Raw genomic sequence first — 15,470 nt, forward strand, 5'->3', positions numbered from 1 at the left:
CGAAGTCTACCTGTACTGGCGTTGAAATGTTCCGCAAACTGCTGGACGAAGGCCGTGCTGGTGAGAACGTTGGTGTTCTGCTGCGTGGTATCAAACGTGAAGAAATCGAACGTGGTCAGGTTCTGGCGAAGCCAGGCTCAATCAAGCCACACACCAAGTTCGAATCTGAAGTGTACATCCTGTCCAAAGACGAAGGCGGCCGTCATACTCCGTTCTTCAAAGGCTACCGTCCACAGTTCTACTTCCGTACTACTGACGTGACCGGTACCATCGAACTGCCAGAAGGCGTTGAGATGGTAATGCCAGGCGACAACATCAAGATGGTTGTGACGCTGATCCACCCAATCGCGATGGACGACGGTCTGCGTTTCGCAATCCGTGAAGGTGGCCGTACCGTTGGCGCGGGCGTGGTTGCTAAAGTTCTCGGCTAATTGCTGATAACATTTGACGCAATGCGCAATAAAAGGGCATCATTTGATGCCCTTTTTGCACGCTTTCACGTCAGAACCTGGCTCATCAGTGATTATTTTTGTCATAATCATTGCTGAGACAGGCTCTGCAGAGAGCGTATAATTCGAAAAGCGAATTAGCATTTCGATTTGGTTTGCCTCGCAATCGCGGGGTGAAAATGTTTGTAGAATACTTCTGACAGGTTGGTTTATGAGTGCGAATACCGAAGCTCAAGGGAGCGGGCGCGGCCTGGAAGCGATGAAATGGGTAGTAGTAGCCGTTCTGCTGATCGTAGCGATTGTCGGCAACTACCTTTATCGTGACATGATGCTGCCGCTACGCGCGCTTGCAGTGGTAATTCTGATTGCTGCAGCGGGTGGTGTCGCGCTGTTGACGACGAAAGGCAAAGCGACCGTCGCTTTTGCTCGCGAAGCGCGTACCGAAGTCCGTAAGGTAATTTGGCCGACTCGCCAGGAAACATTGCACACCACGCTGATCGTAGCGGCGGTTACCGCTGTAATGTCACTGATCCTGTGGGGACTGGATGGTATTCTGGTTCGCCTGGTATCCTTTATCACTGGCCTGAGGTTCTGAGATGTCTGAAGCCCCTAAAAAGCGCTGGTACGTCGTTCAGGCGTTTTCCGGTTTTGAAGGCCGCGTAGCAACGTCGCTGCGTGAGCATATCAAATTACACAACATGGAAGAGTTATTTGGCGAAGTTATGGTTCCGACCGAAGAAGTGGTCGAGATCCGTGGCGGCCAGCGTCGCAAAAGCGAGCGCAAATTCTTCCCGGGTTACGTGCTGGTTCAGATGGTGATGAACGACGCGAGCTGGCACCTGGTGCGCAGCGTACCGCGCGTGATGGGCTTTATCGGCGGCACGTCTGACCGTCCGGCGCCAATCAGCGACAAAGAAGTGGATGCGATTATGAACCGCCTGCAGCAGGTTGGTGATAAGCCGCGTCCGAAAACGCTGTTTGAACCGGGTGAAATGGTTCGTGTTAATGACGGTCCGTTTGCTGACTTTAACGGCGTCGTTGAAGAAGTGGACTACGAAAAGTCCCGCCTGAAAGTTTCTGTATCTATCTTCGGTCGTGCGACCCCGGTAGAACTGGACTTTGCGCAGGTCGAAAAAGCCTAAGCAGCGATCAAAAAAGCGACGATTTAATCGTTGCACAGGGCGCGAGATTGGAATACAATTTCGCGCCTTTTGTTTTTATGGGCCCGGCCCGTAAAACGAATTTTATTCACGGGGAGCCTCACTGAGGCGCTATTACCCAATCAGAGGATTTTAGAATGGCTAAGAAAGTACAAGCCTACGTCAAGCTGCAGGTTGCAGCTGGTATGGCGAACCCAAGTCCACCAGTTGGTCCAGCTCTGGGTCAGCAGGGTGTGAACATCATGGAATTCTGTAAAGCGTTCAACGCAAAAACGGAATCCCTGGAAAAAGGTCTGCCAATCCCAGTCGTAATCACTGTTTACGCTGACCGTTCTTTCACTTTCGTTACCAAAACCCCTCCTGCAGCAGTTCTGCTGAAGAAAGCGGCTGGTATCAAGTCTGGTTCCGGTAAACCGAACAAAGACAAAGTGGGTAAAATTTCCCGCGCTCAGCTGCAGGAAATCGCGCAGACCAAAGCTGCCGACATGACTGGTGCCGACATTGAAGCGATGACTCGCTCAATCGAAGGTACTGCACGTTCCATGGGCCTGGTAGTGGAGGACTAAGAAATGGCTAAACTGACCAAGCGCATGTCCGTGATCCGTGACAAAGTTGATGCGACCAAACAGTACGACATCAACGAAGCTATCGCTCTGCTGAAAGAACTGGCAACTGCTAAGTTCGTTGAAAGCGTTGACGTTGCCGTTAACCTGGGCATCGACGCGCGTAAATCCGATCAGAACGTTCGTGGCGCAACTGTACTGCCACACGGTACTGGCCGTTCCGTTCGCGTAGCTGTATTTGCTCAGGGTGCAAACGCTGAAGCTGCTAAAGCTGCCGGCGCTGAACTGGTAGGTATGGAAGATCTGGCTGATCAGATCAAGAAAGGCGAAATGAACTTTGACGTTGTTATTGCTTCTCCAGATGCAATGCGCGTTGTTGGCCAGCTGGGCCAGGTTCTGGGTCCACGCGGCCTGATGCCAAACCCGAAAGTGGGTACTGTAACCCCTAACGTTGCTGAAGCGGTTAAGAACGCTAAAGCAGGTCAGGTTCGTTATCGTAACGACAAAAACGGCATCATCCACACCACCATCGGTAAAGTGGACTTTGACGCTGACAAACTGAAAGAAAACCTGGAAGCTCTGCTGGTTGCGCTGAAAAAAGCAAAACCAACTCAGGCGAAAGGCGTGTACATCAAGAAAGTTAGCATCTCCACCACCATGGGTGCAGGTGTTGCAGTTGACCAGGCTGGCCTGAGCGCTGCTGCAAACTAATGCCTTTACGTGGGCGGTGATTTTGTCTACAATCTTACCCCCACGTTTGCTAACGAAAGTTAGCGGCTAAAAGAATTGTTCGTTGGAGCCTGGCCTAATCCAGGCCTCCGTCGAAGACCGCAGGTGTTTCGCAAGAGACTTAATCCCCTGCGTAGACGGTGACAGAACGCTAAGATTATTTTTGGATACTCTGGCTTGTTTCTGCTCACCGTATTAAGACGCTCTTTCCGTTGGGGAGAGTGAAGTGAGTTCCGGAACATGAGTTCCGGCAAACATCCAGGAGCAAAGCTAATGGCTTTAAATCTTCAAGACAAACAAGCGATTGTTGCTGAAGTCAGCGAAGTAGCCAAAGGCGCGCTGTCTGCAGTAGTTGCGGATTCCCGTGGCGTTACTGTAGACAAAATGACTGAACTGCGTAAAGCAGGTCGTGAAGCTGGCGTTTACATGCGTGTTGTTCGTAACACCCTGCTGCGCCGTGCTGTTGAAGGTACCTCTTTTGAGTGCCTGAAAGACACGTTTGTTGGTCCGACCCTGATTGCATACTCTATGGAACACCCGGGCGCTGCTGCTCGTCTGTTCAAAGAGTTCGCGAAAGCGAATGCAAAATTTGAGGTCAAAGCCGCTGCCTTTGAAGGTGAGCTGATCCCGGCGTCTCAGATCGACCGCCTGGCAACTCTGCCGACCTACGAAGAAGCAATTGCACGCCTGATGGCAACCATGAAAGAAGCTTCGGCTGGCAAACTGGTTCGTACTCTGGCTGCTGTACGCGATGTGAAAGAAGCTGCTTAATCGCAGTTATCTTTATAAAGCATCTGCTTACGTATAAACTTATTCTGATATTCAGGAACAATTTAAATGTCTATCACTAAAGATCAAATCATTGAAGCAGTATCCGCTATGTCCGTAATGGACGTTGTTGAGCTGATCTCTGCAATGGAAGAAAAATTCGGTGTTTCTGCTGCTGCTGCTGTAGCTGTTGCTGCTGGCCCAGCTGCTGACGCTGCTGAAGAGAAAACTGAATTCGACGTAATTCTGAAAGCTGCTGGCGCGAACAAAGTTGCAGTAATCAAAGCTGTTCGTGGCGCTACCGGTCTGGGTCTGAAAGAAGCTAAAGACCTGGTAGAATCTGCTCCAGCTGCGCTGAAAGAAGGCGTGAGCAAAGACGACGCAGAAGCACTGAAAAAATCTCTGGAAGAAGCTGGCGCTGAAGTTGAAGTTAAATAAGCCAACTTTTCTGGTTGCAGCCTAAGTCATTAGGCTGATGGCTGGTGACTTTTTAGTCACCAGCCTTTTTGCGCTGTAAGGCATCAGTAGCATTTCACACTGTTTGACTGCTGATTGTCCTGACAATGCTTGTTTCTATCGACGACTTAATATACTGCGACAGGGTGCTCGCTCTGTGTAAATCGCAATGAAATGGTTTAAGCGTGATAGCAACAGGTATTGCGGAAAGTATTCAATTTTCCGGTCCACAAAATGGTGTTGCACAAACTGTCCCTTCGTCGGACAGATGGGTCGACTTGTCAGCGAGCTGAGGAACCCTATGGTTTACTCCTATACCGAGAAAAAACGTATTCGTAAGGATTTTGGTAAACGTCCACAAGTTCTGGACATTCCATATCTCCTTTCTATCCAGCTTGACTCGTTCCAGAAGTTTATCGAGCAAGATCCTGAAGGGCAGTACGGTCTGGAAGCAGCCTTCCGCTCCGTGTTCCCGATTCAGAGCTACAGCGGTAACTCCGAGCTGCAGTACGTCAGCTACCGCCTTGGCGAACCGGTGTTTGACGTTCAGGAATGTCAGATCCGTGGCGTGACCTATTCCGCACCGCTGCGCGTAAAACTGCGTCTGGTGATCTACGAGCGCGAAGCGCCTGAAGGCACCGTAAAAGACATTAAAGAACAAGAAGTCTACATGGGTGAAATTCCACTCATGACAGACAACGGTACTTTCGTTATTAACGGTACTGAGCGTGTTATCGTTTCCCAGCTGCATCGTAGCCCGGGCGTCTTCTTCGACAGCGATAAAGGTAAAACGCACTCTTCCGGTAAAGTACTGTATAACGCACGCATCATTCCTTACCGTGGTTCCTGGCTGGACTTCGAGTTCGATCCAAAAGACAACCTGTTTGTCCGTATCGACCGTCGTCGTAAACTGCCTGCAACCATCATTCTGCGTGCACTGAACTATACCACTGAGCAGATCCTGGACCTGTTCTTTGAGAAAGTGATCTTTGAAATCCGCGACAACAAGCTGCAGATGGAGCTGGTGCCGGAACGTCTGCGTGGTGAGACCGCGTCGTTCGACATCGAAGCCGACGGCAAAGTGTATGTGGAAAAAGGTCGCCGTATCACCGCGCGCCACATCCGCCAGCTGGAAAAAGATGATATCAAACACATCGAAGTTCCGGTTGAATACATTGCAGGAAAAGTAGCCGCGAAAGATTACGTTGATGAATCAACTGGCGAGCTGATCTGCCCGGCTAACATGGAGCTGAGCCTGGATCTGCTGGCTAAGCTGAGTCAGGCTGGCCACAAACGTATCGAAACGCTGTTCACCAACGATCTGGACCACGGTCCGTACATCTCTGAGACTGTACGCGTCGACCCAACCAACGATCGTCTGAGCGCGCTGGTTGAAATCTACCGCATGATGCGTCCTGGTGAGCCACCAACTCGCGAAGCGGCTGAAAGCCTGTTCGAGAACCTGTTCTTCTCCGAAGACCGCTACGATCTGTCCGCGGTTGGTCGTATGAAGTTCAACCGTTCTCTGCTGCGCGACGAAATCGAAGGTTCCGGTATCCTGAGCAAAGACGACATCATCGAAGTGATGAAGAAGCTCATCGATATCCGTAACGGCAAAGGCGAAGTGGACGACATCGACCACCTCGGCAACCGTCGTATCCGTTCCGTAGGCGAAATGGCGGAAAACCAGTTCCGCGTTGGCCTGGTACGTGTAGAGCGTGCGGTGAAAGAGCGTCTGTCTCTGGGCGATCTGGATACCCTGATGCCTCAGGATATGATCAACGCCAAGCCGATTTCTGCAGCAGTGAAAGAGTTCTTCGGTTCCAGCCAGCTGTCTCAGTTCATGGACCAGAACAACCCGCTGTCTGAGATTACGCACAAGCGTCGTATCTCTGCACTCGGCCCAGGCGGTCTGACCCGTGAGCGTGCAGGCTTCGAAGTTCGAGACGTACACCCGACGCACTACGGTCGCGTATGTCCAATCGAAACGCCTGAAGGTCCAAACATCGGTCTGATCAACTCCCTGTCCGTGTACGCACAGACTAACGAATACGGTTTCCTCGAGACCCCGTATCGTAAAGTGACCGACGGTGTTGTAACCGACGAAATTCATTATCTGTCTGCTATCGAAGAAGGCAACTACGTTATCGCTCAGGCGAACTCCAACCTGGATGACGAAGGCCACTTTGTAGAAGATCTGGTTACCTGCCGTAGCAAAGGCGAATCCAGCTTGTTCAGCCGCGACCAGGTTGACTACATGGACGTATCCACCCAGCAGGTGGTATCCGTCGGTGCGTCCCTGATCCCGTTCCTGGAACACGATGACGCCAACCGTGCATTGATGGGTGCGAACATGCAACGTCAGGCCGTTCCAACTCTGCGTGCTGATAAGCCGCTGGTTGGTACCGGTATGGAACGTGCTGTTGCCGTTGACTCCGGTGTTACTGCAGTTGCTAAGCGTGGCGGTACTGTTCAGTACGTGGATGCCTCCCGTATCGTTATCAAAGTTAACGAAGACGAGATGTACCCGGGCGAAGCAGGTATCGACATTTATAACCTGACCAAATACACCCGTTCTAACCAGAACACCTGTATCAACCAGATGCCTTGCGTATCTCTGGGTGAGCCAGTTGAGCGCGGCGACGTGCTGGCAGACGGTCCGTCCACCGACCTCGGTGAACTGGCGCTCGGTCAGAACATGCGCGTAGCGTTCATGCCGTGGAACGGTTACAACTTCGAAGACTCCATCCTCGTCTCCGAGCGTGTGGTTCAGGAAGATCGTTTCACCACCATCCACATTCAGGAACTGGCGTGCGTGTCCCGTGACACCAAGCTGGGGCCAGAAGAGATCACTGCTGACATCCCTAACGTGGGTGAAGCTGCGCTCTCCAAACTGGATGAATCCGGTATTGTTTACATCGGTGCGGAAGTGACCGGCGGCGACATTCTGGTTGGTAAGGTTACGCCGAAAGGTGAAACCCAGCTGACGCCAGAAGAGAAACTGCTGCGTGCCATCTTCGGTGAGAAAGCGTCTGACGTTAAAGACTCTTCTCTGCGCGTACCAAACGGTGTTTCCGGTACGGTTATCGACGTTCAGGTCTTCACTCGTGATGGCGTTGAGAAAGATAAGCGTGCGCTGGAAATCGAAGAGATGCAGCTCAAACAGGCTAAGAAAGACCTGTCTGAAGAACTGCAGATCCTCGAAGCGGGTCTGTTCAGCCGTATCTATGCGGTGCTGGTTGCCGGTGGCGTTGAAGCTGAGAAGCTCGACAAACTGCCACGCGATCGCTGGCTGGAACTGGGCCTGACCGACGAAGAGAAACAAAATCAGCTGGAACAGCTGGCTGAGCAGTATGACGAACTGAAACACGAGTTCGAGAAAAAACTCGAAGCGAAACGCCGCAAAATCACTCAGGGCGACGATCTGGCACCAGGCGTGCTGAAGATTGTTAAGGTCTATCTGGCTGTTAAACGTCAGATCCAGCCTGGTGATAAGATGGCAGGTCGTCACGGTAACAAGGGTGTTATCTCTAAGATCAACCCGATCGAAGATATGCCGCACGATGCTAACGGTACGCCGGTAGATATCGTACTGAACCCACTGGGCGTACCGTCTCGTATGAACATTGGTCAGATCCTGGAAACTCACCTGGGTATGGCTGCGAAAGGCATCGGCGACAAGATTAACGCCATGCTGAAACAGCAGCAGGAAGTCGCGAAACTGCGCGAATTCATCCAGCGTGCCTACGATCTGGGTACCGACGTGCGTCAGAAAGTCGACCTGAACACCTTCAGCGATGAAGAAGTGCTGCGTCTGGCAGAGAACCTGCGCAAAGGTATGCCAATTGCAACGCCGGTATTCGACGGTGCAAAAGAAGCTGAAATTAAAGAGCTGCTGCAACTGGGTGGTCTGCCAACGTCTGGTCAGATTACGCTGTTTGACGGCCGTACCGGTGAACAGTTCGAACGTCCGGTAACCGTAGGTTACATGTACATGCTGAAACTGAACCACCTGGTCGACGACAAGATGCACGCTCGTTCTACCGGTTCTTACAGCCTGGTTACTCAGCAGCCGCTGGGTGGTAAGGCACAGTTCGGTGGTCAGCGCTTCGGGGAGATGGAAGTGTGGGCGCTGGAAGCATACGGCGCGGCATACACCCTGCAGGAAATGCTCACCGTTAAGTCTGATGACGTGAACGGTCGTACCAAGATGTATAAGAACATCGTGGACGGCAACCATCAGATGGAACCAGGCATGCCAGAATCCTTCAACGTACTGTTGAAAGAGATTCGTTCGCTGGGTATCAACATCGAACTGGAAGACGAGTAATTCTCGCTCAAACAGGTCACTGGTGCCGGGTTAACCCCCGGCACCGGATTGTGCTAACTCCGACGGGAGCAAATCCGTGAAAGATTTATTAAAGTTTCTGAAAGCGCAGACTAAAACCGAAGAGTTTGATGCGATCAAAATTGCTCTGGCTTCGCCAGACATGATCCGTTCATGGTCTTTCGGTGAAGTTAAAAAGCCGGAAACCATCAACTACCGTACGTTCAAGCCTGAGCGTGACGGCCTTTTCTGTGCGCGTATTTTCGGGCCAGTAAAAGATTACGAGTGCCTGTGCGGTAAGTACAAGCGCCTGAAACACCGCGGTGTGATCTGTGAGAAGTGCGGCGTTGAAGTGACCCAGACCAAAGTGCGCCGTGAGCGCATGGGCCACATCGAGCTGGCGTCTCCGACTGCTCACATCTGGTTCCTGAAATCACTGCCGTCCCGTATCGGTCTGCTGCTGGATATGCCGCTGCGTGATATCGAACGTGTTCTGTACTTCGAATCTTATGTGGTTATCGAAGGCGGGATGACGAACCTGGAACGTCATCAGATCCTGACTGAAGAGCAGTATCTGGACGCGCTGGAAGAGTTCGGTGACGAATTCGACGCGAAGATGGGTGCGGAAGCTATTCAGGCTCTGCTGAAGAGCATGGATCTGGAGCAAGAGTGCGAGCAGCTGCGTGAAGAGCTGAACGAAACCAACTCCGAAACCAAGCGTAAAAAGCTGACCAAGCGTATCAAACTGCTGGAAGCGTTCGTTCAGTCTGGTAACAAGCCAGAGTGGATGATCCTGACCGTTCTGCCGGTTCTGCCGCCAGATCTGCGTCCACTGGTTCCGCTGGATGGTGGTCGTTTCGCAACGTCCGATCTGAACGATCTGTATCGTCGCGTGATCAACCGTAACAACCGTCTGAAACGTCTGCTGGATCTGGCTGCGCCGGACATCATCGTACGCAACGAAAAACGTATGCTGCAGGAAGCGGTAGATGCCCTGCTGGATAACGGTCGTCGCGGTCGTGCGATCACCGGTTCTAACAAACGTCCTCTGAAATCTTTGGCCGACATGATCAAAGGTAAACAGGGTCGTTTCCGTCAGAACCTGCTCGGTAAGCGTGTTGACTACTCCGGTCGTTCTGTAATCACCGTAGGTCCATACCTGCGTCTGCATCAGTGCGGTCTGCCGAAGAAAATGGCACTGGAGCTGTTCAAACCGTTCATCTACGGCAAGCTGGAACTGCGTGGCCTGGCCACCACCATCAAAGCCGCTAAGAAAATGGTTGAGCGTGAAGAAGCTGTCGTTTGGGATATCCTGGACGAAGTTATCCGCGAACACCCGGTACTGCTGAACCGTGCACCAACCCTGCACCGTCTGGGTATCCAGGCATTTGAGCCAGTCCTGATCGAAGGTAAAGCGATCCAGCTGCACCCGCTGGTTTGTGCGGCATATAACGCCGACTTCGATGGTGACCAGATGGCTGTTCACGTACCGCTGACGCTGGAAGCCCAGCTCGAAGCGCGTGCGCTGATGATGTCTACTAACAACATCCTGTCTCCAGCGAACGGTGAGCCAATCATTGTTCCTTCTCAGGACGTTGTACTGGGTCTGTACTACATGACCCGTGACTGTGTTAACGCCAAAGGCGAAGGCATGGTGCTGACTGGCCCGAAAGAAGCTGAGCGTATTTATCGCGCTGGCCTGGCCTCTCTGCATGCGCGCGTTAAAGTGCGTATCACCGAATACGAAAAAGATGCAAACGGCGAATTCGTTGCGAAAACCAGCCTGAAAGACACGACCGTTGGCCGTGCCATTCTGTGGATGATCGTACCGAAAGGTCTGCCTTTCTCCATCGTCAACCAGGCGCTGGGCAAGAAAGCGATCTCCAAAATGCTGAACACCTGTTACCGCATTCTGGGCCTGAAGCCGACCGTTATCTTCGCTGACCAGACTATGTACACCGGCTTTGCTTATGCAGCGCGTTCAGGTGCATCTGTTGGTATCGATGACATGGTCATCCCAGAGAAGAAACACGAGATCATCTCTGAAGCGGAAGCTGAAGTTGCTGAGATCCAGGAGCAGTTCCAGTCTGGTCTGGTTACCGCAGGCGAACGCTATAACAAAGTTATCGATATCTGGGCAGCGGCGAACGATCGTGTATCCAAAGCGATGATGGATAACCTGCAGACCGAAACCGTGATTAACCGTGACGGCGTAGAAGAGCAGCAGGTTTCCTTCAACAGCATCTACATGATGGCCGACTCCGGTGCGCGTGGTTCTGCAGCACAGATTCGTCAGCTGGCAGGTATGCGTGGTCTGATGGCGAAGCCAGATGGCTCCATCATCGAAACGCCAATCACCGCGAACTTCCGTGAAGGTCTGAACGTACTCCAGTACTTCATCTCCACGCACGGTGCGCGTAAAGGTCTGGCGGATACCGCACTGAAAACCGCGAACTCCGGTTATCTGACGCGTCGTCTGGTAGACGTTGCGCAGGATCTGGTTGTGACCGAAGACGATTGTGGCACCCTCGAAGGTATCACCATGACCCCGGTTATCGAGGGTGGTGATGTTAAAGAGCCACTGCGCGATCGCGTACTGGGTCGTGTGACCGCGGAAGACATCCTGAAGCCGGGCACCGCAGACATTCTGGTTCCACGCAACACCCTGCTGCACGAACAGTGGTGTGACCTGCTGGAAGCGAACTCTGTTGACTCCGTGAAGGTGCGTTCCGTTGTATCCTGTGACACCGACTTTGGTGTATGTGCGCACTGCTACGGTCGTGACCTGGCGCGTGGCCACATCATCAACAAAGGTGAAGCCATCGGCGTTATCGCGGCACAGTCCATCGGTGAGCCGGGTACACAGCTGACGATGCGTACGTTCCACATCGGTGGTGCGGCATCTCGTGCGGCTGCTGAATCCAGCATCCAGGTGAAAAACAAAGGTAGCATCAAGCTCAGCAACGCGAAGTCGGTTGTGAACTCCAGCGGTAAACTGGTTATCACTTCACGTAACACCGAGCTGAAGCTGATCGACGAATTCGGTCGTACCAAAGAGAGCTATAAAGTGCCTTACGGTGCGGTTATGGCGAAAGGTGATGGCGAGCAGGTTGCCGGCGGTGAAACCGTTGCAAACTGGGATCCACACACCATGCCGGTTATCACCGAAGTAAGTGGTTTCATCCGCTTCACTGACATGATCGACGGCCAGACCATTACTCGTCAGACTGACGAGCTGACCGGTCTGTCTTCTCTGGTGGTTCTGGATTCTGCTGAACGTACTACCGGCGGTAAAGATCTGCGTCCTGCACTGAAAATCGTTGATGCTCAGGGTAATGACGTTCTGATCCCAGGTACCGATATGCCTGCGCAGTACTTCCTGCCGGGTAAAGCGATTGTACAGCTGGAAGATGGCGTACAGATCAGCTCTGGTGACACCCTGGCGCGTATTCCTCAGGAATCCGGCGGTACCAAGGACATCACCGGTGGTCTGCCACGCGTTGCGGACCTGTTCGAAGCACGTCGTCCGAAAGAGCCGGCAATCCTGGCTGAAATCAGCGGTATCATCTCCTTCGGTAAAGAGACCAAAGGCAAGCGCCGTCTGGTTATCACTCCAGTAGATGGCAGCGAACCGTACGAAGAGATGATTCCTAAGTGGCGTCAGCTCAACGTGTTCGAAGGTGAACGCGTAGAACGTGGTGACGTGGTTTCCGACGGTCCAGAAGCGCCGCACGACATCCTGCGTCTGCGTGGTGTGCATGCTGTTACTCGTTACATCGTTAACGAAGTACAGGACGTATACCGCCTGCAGGGCGTTAAGATTAACGATAAACACATCGAAGTTATCGTTCGTCAGATGCTGCGTAAAGCAACCATCGAAAACGCGGGCAGCTCCGAGTTCCTCGAAGGCGAGCAGGTGGAATACTCACGCGTCAAGATCGCTAACCGCGAACTGGAAGCGAACGGCAAAATCGGTGCGACCTTCTCGCGCGATCTGCTGGGTATCACCAAAGCGTCTCTGGCAACCGAGTCCTTCATCTCTGCAGCATCGTTCCAGGAAACGACTCGTGTCCTGACCGAAGCCGCTGTTGCAGGTAAACGTGATGAACTGCGCGGTCTGAAAGAGAACGTTATCGTGGGTCGTCTGATCCCGGCGGGTACCGGTTATGCGTACCATCAGGATCGTATGCGTCGTCGTGCTGCAGGCGAACTGCCAGCTGCACCGCAGGTTACTGCTGAAGATGCATCCGCGAGCCTGGCAGAACTGCTGAACGCAGGTCTGGGTGGCTCCGACAACGAGTAATCGTTGAGTCGCTAATAAAAAACCCGCTTCGGCGGGTTTTTTTATATCTGCAAAATTTCAGTTTACTAATGGGATCCGTCGATACAGCTCAATCATATCGCCCGCCAGGTCCTGTATGACCATGGCGTTCATCAGGTGATCCTGCGAGTGGACGGTGATCAGGTTAACCGGAAGCTTCCCGGTCCCTTCATCAAGACCGATAAGCTGCGTCTGTATGGTGTGCGCATGCTTCACATATTCCCGCGACTCTTCCATCGCTTTTTCGGCTTCGTCAAACTCACCTTTACGCGCCATCTGCAATGCCGTCAGGGCCGCACTGCGCGCCGCGCCTGCGTTAACAAGCAGTTCCATAATCGTGGTTTCTAAGTCTTCCATTATGACTCCAGAAGTTTGAGCGCTTTATCCAGTACGGCATCACCTTTCATCATGCCGTAATCCATCATGTCGATCACCGCGACCTTTTTGCCCAGCGGGTCGGCCTGCGCCTGTAATTTAGCCTGCTCGTATTTAACCTGTGGCCCCAGCAATACGATGTCGGCCGTTGCGATATTGTCTTTAAACTCCGCAACCGGAACGGCTTTAATGGTGACTTCAACCCCTTTTTTCTGCGCGGCGTCTTTCATACGTTGAACCAGCATGCTGGTTGACATTCCCGCTGCACAGCATAAAACGATGTTCTTCATAATCAGCCTCGATCTACATGTGTTTATTGATAATTATCCCGTGCAGACCGCTTCAACAACCGCTTTACCGCGATTGTGTGTCAGGCATCACAAAGAAACAGGCGTTTTTCTGAAACCGGTTACAATTTTACATTGGCGGGTACCCTGACCGTCGAAACGGGCAGGGTGAAAGCGAGAGGATTAGCTGATGGATGTGCGAACGATTCGATTTTTTCCCTGCTGTTTGGCGCTGTAGAGGGCGTTATCAACGCTTCCGACAAATTGTTCCAGCGGTTCAAAATGCCACTCCCCAAGACCGCCGCTGAACGTAACCCGCAGGTTTTCTTCCCGCCAGACGCGTTTTTCAACGGCGGTACGCCACGCTTCCAGTAATGAGAGCGCGGAAGACATCTGCTCCGCCTGGAAGATTACGGCGAACTCTTCTCCGCCATAACGGTAAACCGAGACGTGATGTGGCTGCATAATCTGGATCCCTTCACGAGCCACGTTGCGCAGAACGATATCACCGGTCAGGTGACCCAGCGTGTCGTTAATTGACTTAAAGTTATCAATATCCACCAGCGCCATCGCGAAGGGCTGCTGGGCATTCAGCAGCTCTGCGATATCGCTGTCGAACGCGCGGCGGTTTTTACAGCCCGTCAGCGCATCGTGGGTAGCCTGGCGCACATACGCCATTTCGCGCTCTTTATTGGACTGAATCGTGTGGCTCAACATCGCTTCCAGGCGCGGTGCCTCGTTAACGTCGCCAGTTTTGATGGCATTGATAATGTGCATCAGCACGCTACGCGAGGCGTGGCGGAGGTATAAGCCGAAAAGGATGATGATGATGGCCGCCAGCGCAAACCCCCAGCCAACGATCGTCGTTTCGTGGCGGGTGATATCGGTGAGCGTCGCGCCGGATACCCGGTAGATGACAAACCAGTCCGGGTTGGTAAACGAGTAATAGTAATACCAGGCGTTGCTTTTCTTGTCGTAAAGATGACCTTCGCCGCTGGTCATTTTGTCCATCAGCGCTTCGCTCACGTACTGCTTGAAGAGCGCGCCGGTATCCGGATGCAGCACCACGGCACCGTCGCGTTCGACGACGAAGAATTCCCCCTGAACGGGTGCCACCATCTGGCGCAGGGTATAGCCCATTGACGTCAAATCAAGATGAAAGGCGATCGTTCCCTTCAGTCTGCCTTCCGGCGAGATCAACGGCTTATAAAGGGTTACCGTCGGATGGCCGGTAAAGTAGTCCATGTAGGGACGGGTATAGTGGCTGAAGATGCTGGCTTCCGCCTGAGCGACAAACCACGGCCGCGTTCGGGGATCGAAGGTTTTACTCTTCTCCGTGGGGAGCACCTCCGGTGCGCGCAGATAATGCCCCTGCGTATCGGCAAGCGAAATGGAGGAGACGGTCGGCATCAGGTTCTGTAAATGCATGACCATCTGCAGCCCCTGCGTCGGGTTAAGGTTCAGCGTCTCGTTTAGCCTGTCGTCGCGCGCAAAGTACATCGCGGAACGGCCCAGAATATAGTCGTTTTCGCGCAGGATAGATTCGGTGTAGTTCACCGCCAGGTTGTGCGTGAAGTTGCTATTGATCTTATGATAATCCTCAAGAAAATCCTTTCGTTGTGAAAGCGTCACCGCGATCGCGATCACCGCAAAACTGCAGAGGATCCCCGCAAAGCTGAGCATAATGGGCCGGGTAAAAGAGAGCTTTTTGCTGTGAAGTGCCATGAGCTGTACATCGTTCCTGATGGTGAATACTTTTCGTCTGCCGATATCCTCTCAGCATAGTCGCTGCCCTGCGGTTAGCGGTGAATTATACGGCACGCGATTTTTGACAGGATGATTTATCTTAAGAACCATTAAGAAAATACTTATTAAACTGGCATGAGCCGTTTGAGCAATGAACCAGAGGCAGGGCGAAACGAGGAAGAAGCTTTTCGCCCTGGTCAGCATCCGTTGCTGACCGTGTGACAATAAAAAACCGGACGATTGCTGACAATCTTCCGGTTTTGCCTTTTCGTCGACCCTCGACAATTTT

Annotated in this window: 12 protein-coding genes; 9 read left to right on the plus strand and 3 right to left on the minus strand. The window is 52.6% G+C overall.

The genetic code is table 11. The annotated features are described in order from the left end of the window. From ACHH0Z_RS23710 to rpoC, 9 genes are all read left to right on the plus strand, one after another. Positions 1 to 431, plus strand: a 431-nt coding sequence (locus ACHH0Z_RS23710; RefSeq protein WP_074185891.1) for an EF-Tu/IF-2/RF-3 family GTPase, incomplete at its 5' end; no start/stop codon positions are given. 229 nt (positions 432 to 660) lie between these two features. Further along, on the plus strand, positions 661 to 1,044 hold the full coding sequence (gene secE, locus ACHH0Z_RS23715) for a preprotein translocase subunit SecE (protein WP_003862342.1): 384 nt from the start codon (positions 661 to 663) through the stop codon (positions 1,042 to 1,044). 1 nt (position 1,045) lies between these two features. Further along, positions 1,046 to 1,591 (plus strand): transcription termination/antitermination protein NusG, encoded by a 546-nt coding sequence (gene nusG, locus ACHH0Z_RS23720; protein WP_003862341.1) that lies wholly within the window; start codon positions 1,046 to 1,048, stop codon positions 1,589 to 1,591. Positions 1,592 to 1,746: 155 nt separating this feature from the next. Beyond that, positions 1,747 to 2,175, plus strand: a complete 429-nt coding sequence (gene rplK / locus ACHH0Z_RS23725) for a 50S ribosomal protein L11 (protein ID WP_008503452.1) — start codon at positions 1,747 to 1,749, stop codon at positions 2,173 to 2,175. Positions 2,176 to 2,178: 3 nt separating this feature from the next. Beyond that, positions 2,179 to 2,883: a 50S ribosomal protein L1 gene (gene rplA / locus ACHH0Z_RS23730; protein WP_006810530.1), complete on the plus strand. Its 705-nt coding sequence runs from the start codon at positions 2,179 to 2,181 to the stop codon at positions 2,881 to 2,883. A 291-nt stretch (positions 2,884 to 3,174) separates the two neighbouring features. Next, positions 3,175 to 3,672: a 50S ribosomal protein L10 gene (gene rplJ / locus ACHH0Z_RS23735; protein WP_395149600.1), complete on the plus strand. Its 498-nt coding sequence runs from the start codon at positions 3,175 to 3,177 to the stop codon at positions 3,670 to 3,672. 66 nt (positions 3,673 to 3,738) lie between these two features. Next, positions 3,739 to 4,107 (plus strand): 50S ribosomal protein L7/L12, encoded by a 369-nt coding sequence (gene rplL / locus ACHH0Z_RS23740; RefSeq protein ID WP_013095002.1) that lies wholly within the window; start codon positions 3,739 to 3,741, stop codon positions 4,105 to 4,107. 319 nt (positions 4,108 to 4,426) lie between these two features. Next, a complete protein-coding gene (gene rpoB, locus ACHH0Z_RS23745) occupies positions 4,427 to 8,455 on the plus strand; it encodes a DNA-directed RNA polymerase subunit beta (RefSeq protein WP_008503453.1) in 4,029 nt (1,342 codons plus the stop codon). Between the two features lie 76 nt (positions 8,456 to 8,531). Next, entirely contained in the window at positions 8,532 to 12,755 is a 4,224-nt protein-coding gene (gene rpoC, locus ACHH0Z_RS23750) for a DNA-directed RNA polymerase subunit beta' (RefSeq protein WP_008503454.1), read from the plus strand. Between the two features lie 57 nt (positions 12,756 to 12,812). On the opposite strand, the gene ACHH0Z_RS23755 is transcribed toward rpoC, so the two are convergent. The 3 genes from ACHH0Z_RS23755 to ACHH0Z_RS23765 all read right to left on the minus strand — a co-directional run bounded on the left by ACHH0Z_RS23755 (position 12,813) and on the right by ACHH0Z_RS23765 (position 15,160). After that, on the minus strand, positions 12,813 to 13,130 hold the full coding sequence (locus ACHH0Z_RS23755; protein WP_008503455.1) for a PTS lactose/cellobiose transporter subunit IIA: 318 nt from the start codon (positions 13,128 to 13,130) through the stop codon (positions 12,813 to 12,815). Further along, on the minus strand, positions 13,130 to 13,438 hold the full coding sequence (locus tag ACHH0Z_RS23760) for a PTS sugar transporter subunit IIB (RefSeq protein ID WP_008503456.1): 309 nt from the start codon (positions 13,436 to 13,438) through the stop codon (positions 13,130 to 13,132). Before ACHH0Z_RS23760 ends, ACHH0Z_RS23755 begins: the two co-directional genes overlap by 1 nt. Before the next feature lie 180 nt (positions 13,439 to 13,618). Next, complete coding sequence (locus tag ACHH0Z_RS23765) at positions 13,619 to 15,160, minus strand: sensor domain-containing diguanylate cyclase (RefSeq protein ID WP_025910400.1); 1,542 nt, start codon at positions 15,158 to 15,160, stop codon at positions 13,619 to 13,621. Positions 15,161 to 15,470: the final 310 nt, after the last annotated feature.

The organism is Enterobacter cloacae complex sp. 2024EL-00227, assembly GCF_043945315.1.
GTDB lineage: Bacteria > Pseudomonadota > Gammaproteobacteria > Enterobacterales > Enterobacteriaceae > Enterobacter > Enterobacter roggenkampii.